This is a genomic window from Paenibacillus amylolyticus (assembly GCF_036894225.1).
Lineage (GTDB): Bacteria > Bacillota > Bacilli > Paenibacillales > Paenibacillaceae > Paenibacillus > Paenibacillus amylolyticus.
Map to the genome: position 1 here is coordinate 1,914,150 of NZ_CP145892.1, position 15,807 is coordinate 1,929,956.

At 46.6% G+C, this 15,807-nt stretch carries 17 protein-coding genes; 15 read left to right on the forward strand and 2 right to left on the reverse strand.

Annotation, left to right across the window (positions count from 1 at the left end):
• The first annotated feature begins 24 nt into the window (after positions 1–24).
• From V6668_RS08745 to V6668_RS08790, 10 genes are all read left to right on the forward strand, one after another.
• The gene (locus V6668_RS08745; RefSeq protein ID WP_338708187.1) at positions 25–945 is read left to right on the forward strand and encodes an SDR family oxidoreductase; all 921 of its coding nucleotides are present in this window, start codon (positions 25–27) and stop codon (positions 943–945) included.
• A gap of 214 nt (positions 946–1,159) precedes the next feature.
• On the forward strand, positions 1,160–1,741 hold the full coding sequence (locus V6668_RS08750; RefSeq protein ID WP_017689696.1) for a DJ-1/PfpI family protein: 582 nt from the start codon (positions 1,160–1,162) through the stop codon (positions 1,739–1,741).
• Positions 1,738–2,316, forward strand: coding sequence for a GNAT family N-acetyltransferase (locus V6668_RS08755; RefSeq protein WP_076252494.1), 579 nt, complete (start codon positions 1,738–1,740; stop codon positions 2,314–2,316). The genes V6668_RS08750 and V6668_RS08755 overlap by 4 nt, the downstream gene beginning before the upstream one ends.
• Positions 2,313–3,188: a serine/threonine protein kinase gene (locus V6668_RS08760; protein ID WP_338708188.1), complete on the forward strand. Its 876-nt coding sequence runs from the start codon at positions 2,313–2,315 to the stop codon at positions 3,186–3,188. The genes V6668_RS08755 and V6668_RS08760 overlap by 4 nt, the downstream gene beginning before the upstream one ends.
• Before the next feature lie 97 nt (positions 3,189–3,285).
• Positions 3,286–3,657, forward strand: a complete 372-nt coding sequence (locus tag V6668_RS08765) for a hypothetical protein (RefSeq protein WP_321163442.1) — start codon at positions 3,286–3,288, stop codon at positions 3,655–3,657.
• Positions 3,658–3,716: 59 nt separating this feature from the next.
• Complete coding sequence (locus V6668_RS08770) at positions 3,717–4,376, forward strand: GNAT family N-acetyltransferase (protein WP_338708191.1); 660 nt, start codon at positions 3,717–3,719, stop codon at positions 4,374–4,376.
• Positions 4,376–4,846: a GNAT family N-acetyltransferase gene (locus tag V6668_RS08775; protein ID WP_338708192.1), complete on the forward strand. Its 471-nt coding sequence runs from the start codon at positions 4,376–4,378 to the stop codon at positions 4,844–4,846. The genes V6668_RS08770 and V6668_RS08775 overlap by 1 nt, the downstream gene beginning before the upstream one ends.
• Positions 4,847–4,913: 67 nt before the next feature.
• Entirely contained in the window at positions 4,914–5,300 is a 387-nt protein-coding gene (locus V6668_RS08780; protein WP_338708194.1) for a hypothetical protein, read from the forward strand.
• Between the two features lie 294 nt (positions 5,301–5,594).
• Complete coding sequence (murI, locus tag V6668_RS08785) at positions 5,595–6,377, forward strand: glutamate racemase (protein WP_338708196.1); 783 nt, start codon at positions 5,595–5,597, stop codon at positions 6,375–6,377.
• Positions 6,378–6,401: 24 nt separating this feature from the next.
• Complete coding sequence (locus tag V6668_RS08790) at positions 6,402–6,953, forward strand: histidine phosphatase family protein (RefSeq protein ID WP_047842232.1); 552 nt, start codon at positions 6,402–6,404, stop codon at positions 6,951–6,953.
• Positions 6,954–7,021: 68 nt separating this feature from the next.
• Here the strand turns inward: V6668_RS08790 and V6668_RS08795 are convergent, their stop codons facing one another.
• Together V6668_RS08795 and coaA are read right to left on the reverse strand one after the other, a co-directional pair.
• Complete coding sequence (locus V6668_RS08795; protein WP_047842233.1) at positions 7,022–7,384, reverse strand: DUF423 domain-containing protein; 363 nt, start codon at positions 7,382–7,384, stop codon at positions 7,022–7,024.
• Between the two features lie 64 nt (positions 7,385–7,448).
• Positions 7,449–8,378, reverse strand: a complete 930-nt coding sequence (gene coaA, locus V6668_RS08800; RefSeq protein ID WP_036610217.1) for a type I pantothenate kinase — start codon at positions 8,376–8,378, stop codon at positions 7,449–7,451.
• 195 nt (positions 8,379–8,573) lie between these two features.
• Here coaA and V6668_RS08805 point away from each other — a divergent pair, with 195 nt between their 5' ends.
• The 5 genes from V6668_RS08805 to odhB all read left to right on the forward strand — a co-directional run bounded on the left by V6668_RS08805 (position 8,574) and on the right by odhB (position 15,731).
• Entirely contained in the window at positions 8,574–9,362 is a 789-nt protein-coding gene (locus V6668_RS08805) for a DUF3891 family protein (RefSeq protein ID WP_253506943.1), read from the forward strand.
• A 238-nt stretch (positions 9,363–9,600) separates the two neighbouring features.
• The gene (locus V6668_RS08810) at positions 9,601–10,107 is read left to right on the forward strand and encodes an 8-oxo-dGTP diphosphatase (protein WP_338708197.1); all 507 of its coding nucleotides are present in this window, start codon (positions 9,601–9,603) and stop codon (positions 10,105–10,107) included.
• A gap of 363 nt (positions 10,108–10,470) precedes the next feature.
• Positions 10,471–10,956: a GNAT family N-acetyltransferase gene (locus V6668_RS08815; RefSeq protein WP_076209233.1), complete on the forward strand. Its 486-nt coding sequence runs from the start codon at positions 10,471–10,473 to the stop codon at positions 10,954–10,956.
• A 624-nt stretch (positions 10,957–11,580) separates the two neighbouring features.
• Positions 11,581–14,454: a 2-oxoglutarate dehydrogenase E1 component gene (locus tag V6668_RS08820; RefSeq protein ID WP_047842236.1), complete on the forward strand. Its 2,874-nt coding sequence runs from the start codon at positions 11,581–11,583 to the stop codon at positions 14,452–14,454.
• 5 nt (positions 14,455–14,459) lie between these two features.
• Positions 14,460–15,731, forward strand: a complete 1,272-nt coding sequence (gene odhB / locus V6668_RS08825) for a 2-oxoglutarate dehydrogenase complex dihydrolipoyllysine-residue succinyltransferase (RefSeq protein ID WP_338708198.1) — start codon at positions 14,460–14,462, stop codon at positions 15,729–15,731.
• The last annotated feature ends 76 nt before the right edge of the window (positions 15,732–15,807 follow it).

A 15,807-nucleotide genomic window follows, 5' to 3' on the forward strand; every position in this document is an offset into this window, starting at 1 on the left:
TTACCGAGGAAAGAAGGACACACCGTGACAGTAGAGGAAAACTTAACAGAAGCCGGACAGGGACGGATTAATGCAGGTTCTGATGTAGTGAAAAAGACGAAGGAAGGAACTAACGCTCCGGTGGCCTTAATTACGGGTACCTCCAGTGGTTTTGGTATGCTTACCGCGATCACCCTTGCCAAGCAGGGATACCTTGTTGTTGCTACAATGCGTGATCTGAGTCGAAGAGAAGAATTGGTGAAACTGGCTGAACAGGCGGGGTTAGCTGATCGTTTGCAATATGTGCAACTGGACGTGACCGATGCTGAATCGGTGCAGAAAGCTGTGGGGAGCGCACTTCACAACAATGGCCGAATCGACATGCTGGTGAACAATGCAGGATTTGCGGTGGGCGGGTTCATTGAGGAAGTATCGATGGAGGATTGGCGGCGCCAGATGGAAACGAATCTGTTTGGATTAATCGCCGTGACACGGGCGGTCCTGCCTGTGATGCGTGAACAGAAGCAGGGGTTAATTATAAATTTGTCCAGCGTCAGTGGGTTGTCCGGTTTTCCAGGGTATGCGCCATATGCTGCCTCCAAATTCGCTGTGGAAGGATTCACGGAAAGTTTGCGGCATGAGATGTCTTCGTTCGGTGTTCGGGTGGTATTAGTTGAGCCTGGCTCTTATCGCACACCGATCTGGAATAAAGGTTTGGGTGAGATTCACCGGAGCGAGGACTCTCCGTATAAGCATAAGCTGGACGCGGTTCTTCGTTATTCCAAATATGCGAGCGAGACAGCGCCTGATCCACAGGAGGTAGGCGATTTGATTGGCCGAATTGCACGGATGCGTGCACCAAGACTTCGATATGCGCTCGGAAAAGGTTCGCGTGTGCTCATCATAGGTAAAGCACTGCTACCCTGGAAGTGGCTGGAGCGGATCATCGCCCGTGGATTAAAATAGAGATTAGGCAGGAACCAAAATTGTACAGTTTGCAGACGGGAGGGGTTAGCCATATTCGAATTCATCGTCATTATTTTACTTCTTGCGATTGTGGGTCTGCTCTTTCATATCAATAGCAAGCTGCCAGCGCGTGACCGGGTGAAGGAAGCAATGGAACGGGATCGGAATCAGAAACATAATCAGGATGCTCCAAATTAAAACGCGGAGGTTACCAATGAAAATGGCATTCGTTTTGTTTGATGGACTGACTTTCCTTGATTTTGCAGGATTTTATGATGTGATCAATCGGTTGAATTTCTTTGAACCTACCAAAGGAACGACGTGGGAAACCTGTGCCATGACAGACCAGGTCACGGATGAGTCTGGTCTAACATTGAAGGTGGATCGAGTGAAGCCTGACCTATCGGAATATGATCTCGTGTTTATCCCCGGAGGCATGGGAACGCGCAAGCTTCGATATGACGAGGCCTTTGTAGGTTGGCTGAAACAGGCTGAGTCTGTGCCTTTGAAGGTTTCGGTGTGCACAGGCTCTCTGCTGCTGGGTGCGGCTGGTTTTTTATCCGGCAAAAAAGCAACAACACATCCCCGTGCATATAATTTGCTTGAGCCGTATGTCACCGAGGTGATTCAGAAGCGGATTGTAAAAGATGGAAATGTAATAACTGCCGGTGGTGTGGCCACGTCCATTGACCTTGGGATTTATGTTGTTGGGTTGCTTGCAGGACAGGAAGCGGCAGCGAATGTAAAACTTCAGATCGATTATCCTTATGAGATGCAGGGAGTGGTCGAAGAATGAATGCAGATCGCAAGCAAGAGACTTATATCATTCGCAATATTCAGCGGGATGAAGCAGACATCTACTGGCCTTTGCGACTGGAAGCACTGAAAACACATCCTGAAGCCTTCGGGGCTTCGTTCGAGTTGTCCATTCAACTCCCCATGAGTGAAGTGCAGGAGCGCATACATAATGAACCGGATGATTATATTCTGGGAGCATACACAGAAGAAGGAACCTTGGCGGGAATGATGGGTTTCAAAAGAGAATATGGCCTAAAGCTCAGGCACAAAGGCATGATCTGGGGCGTCTATGTTGCTCCGCCATATCGGGGAAGTGGGCTGGCTTCGCTCTTGCTCCGCGAGGTGCTGGATCGTGGAAGACATCTGGAAGGCATCAAGCAGATTAATCTGAGTGTAGTGACAACGAATGAATCAGCCCGACGTTTATACGAGCGATATGGATTTGAAGTTTTCGGCATCGAGCGTAACGCATTGGAAGTCAACGGTCAGGGATATGATGAGGCGCATATGAATTACTTTTACACGGAGCATTCAACATTGAATGAAGATACCAGCACAGGAGGAGTCCGATGACAGATCAATTTGAACTTGAGATCGACGGTGTTTCCTTTGTCTTAAAAGAGTCTCATTCTTTCGACTGGTTACAGCCCTTGGGTACGGTCTTTCGCGTATTCGATCAGCAGGATTCAGGGAATCTCTCTTTTGGTATTGTGCAAAAGGATGGAAAGCGATTGTTCGTTAAATATGCGGGAGCACATACAATTCATGCGAATCATACGGGAAGTCCCCCGGAAGCCATTCGTAATCTGAAATCATCTGTTTCCGTTTACGAAGATTTGGCGCATGACACGTTGATTCGACTAACGGATCATTTTGCAACGGATGAGGGGTATGCCTGTGTATTCGATTGGGTGGATGGGCAGTGTCTGCACTCCCATTGGTATTTTCCGCCTCCGGCCAAATATGAAGATCCGCGTTCACCCTATTATCGGTTCAGAGAGCTTCCTGTTGAGACACGCATTCGGGCAATGGAGCAGATTCTGGATTTTCATATCGAGGTGGAACGAAGAGGTTATGTGGCTGTAGATCTGTATGATGGCAGTCTGATCTATGATTTTGACAGAAACTTTATGAAAATTTGTGATATCGACTTGTATCGGAAGGGCTCTTTTACCAATACCATGGGGCGCATGTGGGGATCTTCCCGCTTTATGTCCCCTGAGGAATTTGAGTTGGGTGCACCCATAGATGCGGTTACCAATGTATTCAACATGGGGGCAATGGCGTTTGGGTTGCTTGGTGGGGAGAAAGATCGTTCCTATGACAGATGGGATGCCGGAGAAGCATTGTATCAGGTTGTGATACGTGCAGTGAGCGATGATCGGTCCGAGCGGTACGCATCGATTGCGGAACTTGGTGAGGCCTGGAAACAAGCTGCGATTTAAGGTCAATGAGTGAGTGGTTGAATTTTCGCAAATGTGCAAAATCCATTCGTATATGTGTGTGAAATCCCGTATAATGGAAATTATTAAGGGGGTGCAGATGATGTGCAGATATGCCTTGTCAGGACCATATAAAGACATCTATGCATGTTTCATTTGTCGCAAATCATTTAAACAAGTTTCCAGACATGACCTGAGCCCTGAGGTGGTGGCACAACTTGAATATAAATGCCCGCAATGTGCCACGTCTATGGTCAGCATGGGACAGGATTTCCAGGCGCCCAAGCAAAATGATACCAAACAATGGACCAAAGTGATGATGTTGTATCGTCATGGTTTTACCTATCATAATTGCGGGTGCGGGGCTGGATATCGACCGGCTGATTTACGTGAATTATCCGATTTTCTGGAGCAGCAGGAAGCTGGTAAAGGCAGTGAAGGCAAACGATTATTGCAAAGGTTAACTTCATAGTTATGGTTCCAAAATCCAACCTGTCGTCTATGGAAATGTTGAAAATACAGGTGAGCACGTTGTATACAATCAATGAGCAGCAGCGTCTATTAAGCATTAACGAGCCAGGTGGTGGGCAAGCTCCAGCCATTTTTATCGGCATGACTTCTGCTGGTTCACTGATCTATTACCATGAGCAGTTACCGCCGGATCTAATGAATGAGTTGGGTAGGTATTGCGAGCTTCCGTTGGATATTCCGAAACTGATTCGCAAGGTGGAAACCTTTGAGCCAGTTAACCGTGTGTGGATGGGACCCGCCTATGCTTTTCCTGAGATATCTCACGAGTGGAATCAGAAGGTTCAGTTGATTGGTCAGGAGCAGCATTATTTGCTGGCAGAGCATTTCCCTGAATTAACAGACTACTTGTATGAGAAAAGCCCTGTTGCCGCTTATGTTATTGGGGATTCTGCTGTGGCAGTGTGTTGCTCCGCGAGGCTCTCCGATCATGGGGCGGAAGCGAGTCTGTATACGGCACCCGGTTACAGAGGACATGGATATGCAGTGGAGACGGTAAAGTGCTGGCAGTATTATGTCAAGGAGCGTGGACGCATGCCAATCTACAGTACATCTTGGGATAATCTCGCTTCACAGCAAGTTGCCCGTAAACTCGGATTAATTCAGTTCGGTGTGGATTTCAGTATCACAACTGTGGATTTGAGGAAGGACTGTGATGTCTGATGATTCGCACTTTCGTACAAAAGGATCTGCAGTATGTCATTGAAGCGCATATCCGAATTTATCGAAACGAGTATAATTATGATCATAGCTTTACTGAATTTATCACCAACTCGGTGAATTCGTTTGGACTTAAAGGCAATCATTCGAGGGAGATGTTATGGATTGTTGAGTTAGATCAGACAGCTTCCGGCTCCATAGGACTTACTCAGGTGAATGAAAATACGGCTCAACTTCGCTGGTTTTTGATCGAACCGGAAGCACGTGGTGCAGGCTGGGGCGGGGAGCTTATCAAACAGGCAATTCTTTTTGCAAAAGAAAAGGACTACACATCCGTGATCCTGTGGACCAATGAGTCTTTGATCAGCGCGCGTAGATTATATCAATCTGTGGGCTTTGAAGTGAAGGAAGTCCGCAAGCAGATGTTGTCAGGTCAGGAGCTTACCGAAGAACAATGGGAACTTGTTCTGTAGTTGGCCGAGGGATTGAGCATGAAAGTCGAATCTGTTGCGTTAACTCGTTGTTGAAAGGAGTGGTACAGTGAATCGGAGAAGACTGATTCTGGGTTTGTTATCCGTATGCACAGCATTGACGGTAGCAGCATGTTCGATTCGGACAGAAGACCAAGCATTAACAGCATCGATTGAAAGCAACCTGCAGCAGATGGTTAGCGACCCTGTCCTCCTGACCAGCAGCAATCCGAATGATTATATTGCTGGTAACCGGGAGGCTTACGACGACATCTTGAATACGGGGGAGGCAGGACTGCCTTTCCTGCTACAGCAGCTCGAATCCAGTCCGGATAATGGTCTCAAGGAATGGATCATGGCTCAGGCAAGTACTGAACTGCTTGGAGAGCTTAACCCTGTAGAGGCGTGGCATAGTGGCAAGGACTGGCTCAGACAGTATAAAATGAGCGTAGAATAATGGCTCATCTTCTCTATAGTACCTGACTTAGCGGAAGTAATGGAGGGGGCGGAATCGATTCTGAAGAAGCGATAGCGTTCGCCTTGTCTCCGAATTTATACATCTATAAGGTTATTTAAGAAAATTTGGAGACAACAGCGATCAGAAGAACGATCCGTAACCGGAATGGTTCCCGCAAGCCGTCAAGCACTGTAGTGTGTGATGAGCCGGAAGTACAAACCTCACCTCCAGTCAGCATGAGCAGCATTGAGAGGTTCTTGGAACCCGAAAGAATACATTATAGAGGTGAAATCCTTGAATAAAAAAATTGCTTTTTTTGATTCAGGCATCGGTGGTTTAACCGTTTTGCATCAGGCATTACAACAGTTTCCTGAAGAAAAATTTCTGTATTATGCGGATACCTTGCATGTCCCGTATGGAACCAAGTCTGCGGATGAGGTTAGAGGACATATTTTTGATTGTGTGGAAGCCATCGTTCAGGAGGATGTTCAAGCAATCGTGATTGCTTGTAATACAGCAACAAGTCTGGCTGTGAAGGATCTGCGCGCCAAGTACGATATCCCGATCATTGGCATGGAGCCTGCGGTGAAACCAGCCGTGGAGATGAATCGTGATAGTGGGAAGAGAGTACTTGTATTTGCCACGGCCCTCACCTTGAGCCAAACCAAATATAACGAACTGGTATCGCGTGTTGATGATCACCACAGTGTGGATTCCATTGCGCTGCCGGAACTTGTGGAGTGGTGTGAACAGCTGGATTTTGATCCGGGCAAAATCGCTGATTATTTCCGGTTCAAGCTGGCAGATCTCGATCTTCAAGGGTATGGCACAGTGGTGCTTGGCTGCACGCATTATCCATTCTATACGTCCATTCTGCGCACGGTTCTGCCCGATCATATACAGATTATTGATGGCAGTACAGGTACAGTGAACCATCTGAAGCAGCGGCTTGGACTGGTGGCTCAACATGGAGACAGAACAGGGAAACAAGTCACTTTCCTCAGTTCATCAGGCCGACCGGAAGAGCAGGAGAAGATGTACAGTGCACTTCAATATCTTGAGATGAACTCGAAGTAGGTTACACCATAGGAGGTGATAGCTATGCAGTCCATTTATCTTATCCGTCACGCCAAGGCCACAGGGCAGGAACCCCATGCAGAGCTTACAGATGAAGGGATCAGGCAGGCTGAAAAACTTGCAGATATCTTGGCTCATCACTCCATAACGTATATTGTCTCCAGTCCATGGAAAAGGGCCGTTCAAACGGCTATGCCACTGGGCATAGCAACGCTGCAACATATACATACGGATGAACGTCTCCAGGAGAGGGTACTTAGCTCTCTTGATCTGCCTAACTGGATGGATGTATTGAAACGTACATATGATGATGTGGATTGGGTGGAAGAAGGCGGGGAATCTTCGAGAAACGCGGCTGCAAGGGGGCTGGCACTACTGGAAGAGTTGTGGAGCAGACCGGAACAGCATGGGGCCGTGGTTACACATGGAAACTTGTTATCACTGCTTATTCGTGAGTATGAACCATCCTTTGGTTATGAAGAGTGGAGCAAACTGTCTAACCCAGATGTGTATGTGCTGGAGCGACAACGACCAGATGCAGGGTTGTCCACCATTCGAAGAATTTGGACAGATTAAACAGTAAAAGAGTGCTCCAGCGATATTATATCAGCCAGAACACTCTTTTCGTTTATCCACGGAGCATATTACAATGCAGCAATCATGATCATAACCCATCCAGCCAAAAATGCGACTCCGCCAAGTGGGGTAATGGCTCCCAATCTGCGAACACCCGTTACACTTAAAACGTACAGGCTGCCAGAGAACAGGATGATTCCGGCGAACATCAGCCACCCGGCAAGCATGACGAGTGAAGAGGATTCAAGACGGTCTGCCAGCAGTCCGATCAGGATGATGCCCAGTCCGTGGATGAGGTGATATTGAACACCGGTTTCATAGATTTTGATCATGTCAGCCGATAGTTTGCGCTTGAGCGCGTGTGCGCCAAAAGCACCCAAAGCAACAGCCAGGAACATCATAATACTGCCGAGTATAATCAGGGTTTGCAATGTGTTTTTCTCTCCTTTTAAGGGTAATTAGATATAACATCAAGGTGTACTGCACGAGTGTTGTCTACAGTTTGCGCAATTGAATCTGCCCAATGGAGTGGTCGGCTTCCTTTTTCAGAATCAGTCTGGCACGTCCTTTGGTTGGCAAAATGTTTTCATGCAGGTTTTTGGCATTGATGTCCTGCCAGATCTGGTTGGCCGTACGCACGGTTTCTTCTTCATCAATATTGGCGAATCGTTGATGGAAAAAGGAATCCGTGTTCTGAAACGCTGTATTGCGGAGTAGCTTGAAACGCTCAACGTACCAGTGTCGTATATGCTCTTCTTCCGCATCAATGTAGATGGAAAAATCGAAGAAATCACTGACCAGCAAAGGCGTTTCCTTTTTGATCTGAAGTACATTGATACCTTCAATAATGAGAATATCCGGTTGACAGATCTGCTTCTCTTCTCCTTGAATGACATCGTAGGCGAGGTGAGAGTAGACGGGTGCTTTCACTTCGGGCTTGCCTGATTTCACATCACCCATGAACTGAATCAGGGATTTGATATCATAACTTTCCGGGAATCCCTTGCGGTTCATGATACCCTTCTCTTGCAGCACCGCATTGGGATATAAGAAACCGTCGGTTGTGACAAGGTCAACCTTCGGGCTATTCTTACCTCTGGCGAGCAGTGCCTGTAGCAAGCGGGCCGCTGTACTTTTGCCCACGGCAACACTACCCCCGATTCCAATGATGTAGGGGGTGGGGAGGGCTTCTTTTTTCATAAAGGAGGCCGTCAGTTGATTCAGCTCTCGTGAAACTCTTGCATATAGGTCAATAAAGTGGGTAAGAGGCAAGTATATATCTTCGACTTCTTGAATCGATACCTCTTCATTCAATCCCTTTAACTGTTCTAATTCGGCTTCCGTCAGTGGAAGAGTGGTCTGATGTTCTTTAAGTTCAGCCCATTCCTTGCGGTTAAACTCGATGTAAGGAGAGTATAAATTCATGAGATCCCGCTTTCTGTATGTAATATAATTGTGGACACAACCTTTAGTGTATCAAATTTCAGGAAACTGACAACACCTTTACATTGTGCCTTTCATAATGCCTTTCGTCAAAAAGGAGCGAAAAACAACTTACTAGGAAAGTTTAACCCAATTTATGTTAAAGTCAACGTATACCATGCGGAAGGGTGACAGCACATGATCGTATATGAGAGAGAACATGATTTTGTTTTGACCGCACAGCATGAGCATGGATTAGTAGCCGGAGAGATGGCTTCCCACTGGAAAAATGAATTATTAGCCGATGCTGCGCATCGGGATGAATTGATTCTAGCGGCCAAGGAACATGACCGTGGTTGGATTGAACTGGATTCATCTCCGTTCTGGAATGATTACAGTCAATCACCGTATTCGTTTCGTGACTTTCCATTGCGTCCGCGTTTTGTATTCTACCATAAAGGGATTGAAGAAGTTCGTCAGAAAAACCTCTACGCCGGATTGTTGTGTAGCTTGATGTATACGGAACTGTTTCAGAAAAATCTGGGGGCCAATGCTCAGGATGATGATGACATCCGAGATTATCTGCAACAAGAACACGAACGTCAGCTGGATTGGGAGAAACAGCTTGGTGGTGATGCTGAAGCACTGAAACAGAGGCTGCAAAGTGATGTGGAGATCATGCTTTTCTGTGATCAGCTCAGTCTGTTTCTCTGTATGGAGGAACCTGGAACACCTGCTGCGCGTTATGATTTTTTTGCAGAAGGGCTCAGTTGTACATTTGATGCCTGTTCCAGACAACCGATTCAGGCAGAGTGGTTATCCAATGAAAAAGTAGGCCTGTCTTTTTTCCCGTTTGATGAGGACTTTACGATCGTTTTGCCTTATAAATCGGTGCCAAAGGCAAGTATCCGCAAATTTGGTATGCAACAGGCTTATCGCCGGGCTGAATGGAAGGAACGCCGGGTGTTGATTACGGAATTGAACTGAGGACTGGAAACTCCAGACTTGAGGAAAGAGCAGCATAGAATATCACAAAACAGGCGGGCTTCTGATGTACAGGTGTACAGGGCGTCCGCCTTTCGTATGCATATATATCATCATAGACTATACTGTGAGACCGGTGAAAATACGAATGAATCAGAGTGGGAATAAAGAAGGAAAACACAGGTTATTCCCAGAAATGTTAGTGTACAGCAGAGAAGCGCACGTTAGCAGGAGGACGAATATGGATACTAGAATAGAAATATTAACGATGTGTATGGTATGGGACAAAATGAATGATCAAGTGTTGCTAATGAATCGGCCGGATCGCAAAGGATTTCCGGGATACATCGCTCCTGGGGGGAAGGTAGACTTTCCGGAGAGTATCGTGGATGGCGCCGTGCGGGAGGTTCTGGAGGAGACGGGGCTAGTAGTTAATGAAATTACGTATAAAGGGCTTGATGAGTTCTGTGATCCCGAACAAGGATTGCGGTACATGGTATTTAACTATTTGGCGACTTCATTCGAGGGTCAGTTATTGCAAGATCCGCCCGAAGGCGAACTGTTATGGGTGCCTATGAAGCGGGTTTTTGAGCTGCCTATGCAGGATTGGTTTGCTGAACGTTTCCCGCGTTTTTTCCAAAAAGGCACTTTTGAGCGGAGTGTGATCTGGGAGAAGTCATCCGGACGTACGTTGCAAGAGACATTTATGGTGTATAGCGATTCGGTACTTGAACAGAGTGGGACCTGATAAGTTAAAAGGTCAGAAGGAGGAAAAATCATGGGATACCAGCATGCCCTGCAAGGATACATTGCGGCGACGCTTGATGGGGAATGGAAATTAATCCATGAGCATTTAAGCTTGGGTTAGGATAAAAAATAATGCCTCATAATGTATCATCCATATCTATATATTTATATCCAAATATTATGATATAATGAAGTTTACTATTTTTATAGGAGATGACTAGTCTGTGGGTAATAGTGTGTGATTAATAGATTGAGTAAACTAGTTTGTTGAAATGAAGAATGATATATTTGTAGATTTGCCATACATAGGCTTCTGCAAACAGAACGTAAATGAATATTGTACGATGAAAAGGTGGAGATTGGCATGAAATTGTCGTTCCGGATTTTGGACTGGGAAGAAGAGAGACCCTACGAACTTTTGTTGATGGCTGATCCTTCAAAAGCAATTGTGGATGAATACCTGAGTCGGGGTGTTTGTTTTATTGCCGAGTACGAAGGAGAGATGGTTGGGGAGTTCGTATTGTTGAAGACTCGTCCAGAGACTGCGGAGATTGTTAATATTGCCGTACAGGAAGAACTGCAGGGACAAGGTGTAGGCAAACACATGATTAAGGAAGCGATGGAAGCTGCACGTAGATTGGGATGCCGAATTCTCGAGATTGGGACGGGCAACTCCAGCTTTCATCAATTGAAGTTATACCAACGTTGCGGTTTCCGCATTATCGGGGTTGATCGTGACTTCTTTGTGAGGCATTATGAGGAAGAGATTATAGAGGATGGTATCCGCTGTGTGGATATGATCCGTATGGCCATAGATCTGGATGCTGTTACAGAGGATGAAAAGAAATAGGAAGTATTTGCTGGGGTGAAATTTGCTGAATCCAAAGAAGCTGCTCGGATAATTTATGTCTGGGCCAGCTTTTTGCTGTGGGTCTCCTGAAGAAAACCCCAATTATTTGTTGAATGTGACGTCAAATGGTTAATGTTTAACTTGACGGTTTGTTTTTGCACATAATGGACCACAATTCAATTAAGGAGGTAAAATGGGAGATCGTATGCCTATTTTGTTGTAATTAAGCGTTCGTTGTTCTACCCAAATTGATCGATTTATTCGATTCATCTAATTTATGCATCAATTGAACTAAAAATAGGAAATGCTCCTGAGCGTAAAAGTTTATAGAATAGATAGTAGAACATGGACTTCACTTGAAGAAGTGGAGAAAGTGTAACCTTCGAACGGATCAGGACAGTATTCGACATCTGTGCGACGGTATATACAATCATTGTTTTACTTTGATTTTGAAAACGCAGACAAACCTTGACGGGAGCGTCGGACTAACGTTACTACCACCAACAGCACGATTATTGGACTTCATGAAAAATTTCGCTTAAAATGTTGAACGAACGCAAATTACGGCTTAGTCAATGATTTCCGTCAAAAACTTATGACTAAATCAAGACGGAGGGAACGTCGATGACGATCGTGGAAGGCAACAAGAAGCCCTGGGAAAGTTACTATGGCCCCAATATGGGATACGTACAGGAACAATATGAATTATTCACTCAAGACCCTGGTTCGGTTACACCGGCTTATCGTGAACTATTTGAACAATGGGGTGCACCGCCGATGTCTGGCAGGGATGCACGCACAACCTTGAATTCCGGCAACGCCCAATCGGCTTCCGGAAGCGTAGACATTCAACTATTACAGAAAGCGGTTACAGCGGGTAAACTGGTATGGAACATCCGCACCTATGGTCATCTTGCTGCAGATATAGATCCGCTTGGAATCAGTGAAGATACAGACACATCTTTGCTGGAACCTCAGCATTTTGAATTAAACGAAGAAGATCTGAAAGCTTTGCCTGCTTCCCTGATCTGGGAAGGTGCAGATGGGCAGACAGCAACCGGATGGGATGCAATCCAACGTTTGCGTCAGATATACACTGGACCCATGGCATACGAATTCAGTCATGTGCACGAAGTTCAAGAGCGTGAGTGGCTGAATCGTCGTGCGGAATCTCGGACATCACCGGCTCCACTTACGCCGAAAGAACGTAAGGCTTTGCTGGAACGTTTGGTTGAAGTCGAGCAATTTGAAGATTATCTTCACAAAACATTTGTTGGGCAGAAACGTTTCTCCATCGAAGGTAACGATGTGCTTGTGCCGATGCTGGATGAAGCTGTTCGCATCATGGCAGAAGCCGGATCAAGCCACATTCTGATGGGGATGGCCCACCGTGGACGGTTAAATGTACTGGCTCATGTTTTGGGCAAACCGTACAGCAAAATTTTCTCTGAATTTCATCATGCTCCGAACAAAGATTTGGTTCCATCGGAAGGTTCGACTGGAATCAACTACGGTTGGACGGGGGATGTCAAATATCATATGGGTGCCAACCGTTTTGTGAAAGACGGGGAAACTGTGCAGGCACGCCTTACTCTGGCGAATAACCCGAGCCATCTGGAATACGTTAATCCGGTTGTACAAGGGTTTGCTCGTGCGGCTCAGGATGACCGTCGTGACCCTGGATATCCGAAGCAAGACGTGACGAAGGCAGCTACCATTTTGATGCACGGTGATGCAGCATTCCCTGGAGAAGGGATCGTTGCAGAGACGCTTAACTTCAAAGCTCTGCCAGGATATCAGAATGGCGGAACCATCCATATTATCGTCAATAATCGTCTGGGTTTCACTACAGATAGCAGTGATTCCCGTTCAACTTACTACGCAAGTGACCTTGCTAAAGGGTACGAAATTCCGATTGTACACGTGAATGCGGACAATCCGGATGCTTGTATTGCAGCCATTCGTATGGCAGCCGAGTATCGCAATCGTTTCAAAAAGGATTTCCTGATCGACTTGATCGGTTACCGTCGCTACGGCCATAACGAAACCGATGATCCCGAAACAACTCAACCTATCGTTTATGACAAGGTGAAAAATCATCCAACGGTAAGCCACTTGTATCAGGATCAGTTGAAAGAGGAATCGATTATCGATGATGCATCCATTACGAGCATTCGCGATGGAGTAACGAACAAATTAAAAGAAGCTTATGACCAGATGAAGAAAAATGAAGTACATGAATATTATCAGCGGAAAATCAGTGAGCCGGAGGCTGTTACGATTACTCCGACTGCGGTACCGCTTGAGAATCTTCGCAGCATTAACGCCGATCTGCTGAAATGGCCTGAGAACTTCAATGTGTATCCGAAGTTACAGCGAATTTTGCAACGCCGGAGCACTTCCCTGAACGAAGGGGAAAAAGTGGATTGGAGCCTTGCGGAGACACTCGCATTTGCAACCATTCTGGCAGATGGCAAGCCAATTCGGATTAGTGGACAGGATGCCGAGCGTGCTACATTCGCTCATCGGAATCTGGTGTTGCATGATTCGGAGAATGGAGCAAAGTTCTGCCCATTACATCACTTGCCACAGGCAAGAGCATCCTTTGCAATCTATAACAGTCCGTTGTCTGAAGAATCCGTTGTTGGATTCGAATACGGATATAACGTATATTCACCCGATACACTGGTCATCTGGGAAGCTCAATTCGGTGACTTTGCCAACTGTGCACAGGTTATCTTTGATCAGTTTGTATCAGCGGGTCGTGCCAAGTGGTCTCAGAAATCCAGTCTGGTCATGTTGCTTCCACATGCGAATGAGGGTCAGGGACCTGAGCATACAAGTGCTCGTCTTGAACGCTTCCTTCAGCTTTGTGCAGAAGACAACATGACGGTTGCCAACTTGTCGAGTGCTTCTCAGTACTTCCACTTGTTGCGTCGTCAAGCTTCCTTGACTGAAACGGAAGATGCTCGTCCACTTGTGATGATGTCACCGAAAAGTCTCATTCGGAATCCGCGTGTTGCTTCACCGGCAGTCGAATTCAGTGAAGGCAAGTTTGAGCTTGTGCTGGAGCAAGCCGGACTGGGTACACAGCCGGATCGCGTAGAGCGCATTATTTTGTGCAGTGGCAAGATTGCCATTGACTTGGAAGATGCTTTTGAAAAAGATAAAGCTGATTGGTCATGGCTTCACATCATTCGAGTGGAACAGCTATATCCGTTCCCGGCAGAAGAGATCAAACGCATACTCGCACGTTTCAGCAATGTAAAAGAACTGGTATGGGTACAGGAAGAAAACAAAAACATGGGTGCCTGGACATACATGGAGCCTCGTCTTCGTGAAGTTGCCCCGGAAGGCACAACCGTTAGATACGAAGGTCGCCCGGAACACGCAAGTCCTTCCAGCGGTTATCAGCTTGTGCATAGTATGGAACAGCAACAGATTATTACATCTGCGTTGAAACAGACGACGAAGAATAATATTCCACTGGGGAGGTAACAGCTGTGAGTGAAATTAAAGTACCTGCAATGGGTGAGTCAATAACTGAGGGAACTGTATCCAGATGGATGGTTAAAGAAGGGGATACCGTTAATCAGGGTGATGTGCTTCTTGAACTGGAAACGGATAAAGTAAATATTGAGATCAGCGCAGAAGAAAGTGGCGTGCTGGAGAAGATCATTCGTCAGGAAGGAGAGACGGTAGTGATCGGTGAAACGATCGGTACACTCTCAGCTGGTTCTGGAGGAGGAAGCGGTGCACCCGCTTCCGAACCAGCAGCTGAAGAGAAAAAGGCCGTTACTCCTGCACCTGAAGCTCCAACACCACCATCGGCACCTGTTGCGGCAGCGCCAGAGTCATCTGATAGTGCTAAGACGGCTTCACCGTCTGCCCGTAAGCTTGCACGTGAACGTGGTATCGAGTTGGATCAGGTTCAGAGCAAAGATCCAATTGGACGGGTATACCAGGACGATGTGAAGAGTCATAACAATCAGGCTCCTGCTCCTGCTGCTCCACCTGCGAGTAAAGCTCCAGCAGCACCAAGTGCTCCGGCAGCTGGAAATTCAACCTATACCAAACCAGTGGAGCGTCAGCGGATGTCTCGCCGTCGTGCAACCATTGCGAAACGTCTGGTAGAGGCTCAGCAGACAGCAGCCATGTTGACTACGTTTAATGAAGTTGATATGACTGCGATCATGGATGTACGTAAACGCCGTAAGGACAAGTTCAAAGAGAAACATGAGATTAACCTGGGCTTCATGTCCTTCTTCACCAAAGCGGTTGTGGGGGCTCTGAAAAAATTCCCTACAATTAACGCAGAGATTGATGGCGAAGATGTTGTACTCAAAAAGTATTATGATATCGGCATCGCCGTATCTGCGAAGGAAGGACTGGTTGTACCGGTTGTGCGTGATGCCGATCGTCTGGGCTTTGCCGAGATCGAGAAGAGCATTGCGGACCTGGCATCAAAAGCTCGTTCCAACACGCTGGCGTTATCTGATCTGCAAGGTGGAACGTTCACCATCACCAATGGTGGAACATTTGGTTCCTTGTTGTCTACGCCAATTCTGAATACACCTCAAGTGGGTATTCTGGGGATGCATAAGATCCAGCTTCGTCCAGTGGCGATTGATGCAGAACGGATGGAGAACCGTCCAATGATGTACATCGCGTTGTCCTACGATCACCGGATTATCGACGGTAGTGAGGCTGTTCGCTTCCTCGTAACCGTGAAAGAACTGCTTGAAGACCCGGAATCCCTGTTAATTGAAGGTTAATCCATAACGTTTGATTATAGCTATTATTCATATCGCTTGACAAGAAAACCCCTGAACTGGTGCGCAGCGTGAGCTG